This window comes from Campylobacter sp. BCW_6464 (genome assembly GCF_001762775.1).
GTDB classification, from domain to species: domain Bacteria; phylum Campylobacterota; class Campylobacteria; order Campylobacterales; family Campylobacteraceae; genus Campylobacter_D; species Campylobacter_D jejuni.
Genome location: NZ_MJXM01000018.1, coordinates 1 through 1572, shown reverse-complemented (window position 1 = coordinate 1572; position 1572 = coordinate 1). Strand labels below are relative to the sequence as shown.

The window sequence follows — 1572 nt, the reverse complement described above, 5'->3', positions numbered from 1 at the left end:
AGCTCTTCACTCAAATCCAGTGTACTTAAAGCTAGGATAAAAAGTTCTATTTCGCTTTCAAATACAAAAAGATGTTTATAGTGTTTAGCTAAATTTTTAATCAGCAAAGCATTGCCTATACCATAAATACATATAAAAGGATATCTAGGAGTTTTTTCTAAAATACTTTGATAGAAAAAATTTAATTCTTCTTCTAAATTTTCATACATAAAAACATTATGAGTTTTATCATAGATATTTAAATTTTCATCTATATTAAAACGAGAACAAGTTTTATTTTGTATGAAATTTAAAAGTTTATTTCCTAAGGGTTCATTTACTCCACTTAATAAAGCTTGTATGTTTTTTTCTAGTATGGTCATTAGGTTTCCTTAAAAGAATTGATGATAATATTTATTCTTTGCTCTAGTTTTTCTATAAAATAAAGCAACCATTCATAATAAGCTTTGATATAAGCACTGATAAAACTAGCATAATCCAAAATATTTTCTTTATAAACCAAACTTATCTTAAGTCCTCGTTCATAAATCACTGCTTTTAAAATACCATCCTGTATAAACTCATCTTCATCTAAAGAGTGATTGAAATTTTCTATATTTTGATAAACTTTTTCTAAAAATTCCAAAGGTAAAATAAAATCTTTACTGAGTATATTTTCTAAAATTTGTTTTAAAATTAAAGCATCATTTAAAAATCTTTTAGCATTATCTTGATCTTTTTGTATTTTTTCTTTGAATTTAACTAGGAGTTTATCACTTCTATTTTTAGTTAAACTTTTTGGAAGTTCAAATTTAGGTTTTTCTTTTGTAAGGAGTTTTTCACAACATTCTTTAAAGGAAAGTTCTTCAGTAAAATTAATCCTTGCTCCACCTTCAGTAGCATTGTAAAATTTAGCTTCTTTACTGTTACAAGCAAAAAGATATTCAAGTTTTATGCGATAATCATTCCAAGCAATATGAGTTAAAACTTCACCTTTACCTGCATAGGCTGGGACTTTAAGTTTGTCTATATTTTCTTCGCCGCTAAATTTCTCCCCAAAATCAAAACCTTTTGAATGTGAATTTCCTTCTTCATCAAAGGCCAAATCTTGCCCTATCATAATAATATTTTTAAATCCTAAAGCCAAAGCTAAGGTATAAGAAAAATGACTTACATGAGTACCTGTATCAATATAACCAAAGTCATTAAGATTGAAGCGTTGATAAAGAGCTTTATTTCTTAAAATAATCATACAATTTTCAGCCTTTAAACTACGCGCGACATTAGGATGTGTAGCACACTCAAGAGCGATAATACTTTGTTTTAAATTTTCTTTATTTTGAAAAAATTTCATTGCTAGATCAGTAAAATCTAAATTAGTAACATAATCAGGCACTATGCCTTCTTTTTCAAGCATACTTAAAGCCCCATCAGCACAAAAAATCACTGCTTTATCTTGATAAGCTTTAAGTAAAGGAAGTTGTTTAGCTAAACTAGGTCCTGCAGAAACTACTATAGCATTTTCGAATTTGTTTTTTCTTTCACTTAAGATTCTTTGAAAAGGAATGCTTTCAAGCATAGAAGGGATGTTTT

1 protein-coding gene and 1 pseudogene are annotated in these 1572 nt (G+C 27.4%); both read right to left on the bottom strand.

Annotated elements, in window-relative coordinates; genetic code table 11:
* Nucleotides 1-362: pseudogene (locus AJ885_RS00265) on the bottom strand (motility associated factor glycosyltransferase family protein); the annotation flags it as partial.
* Nucleotides 362-1572, bottom strand: a 1211-nt coding sequence (locus AJ885_RS00260; protein ID WP_070280521.1) for a motility associated factor glycosyltransferase family protein, incomplete at its 5' end; no start/stop codon positions are given. The gene AJ885_RS00260 and the pseudogene AJ885_RS00265, both read right to left, overlap by 1 nt.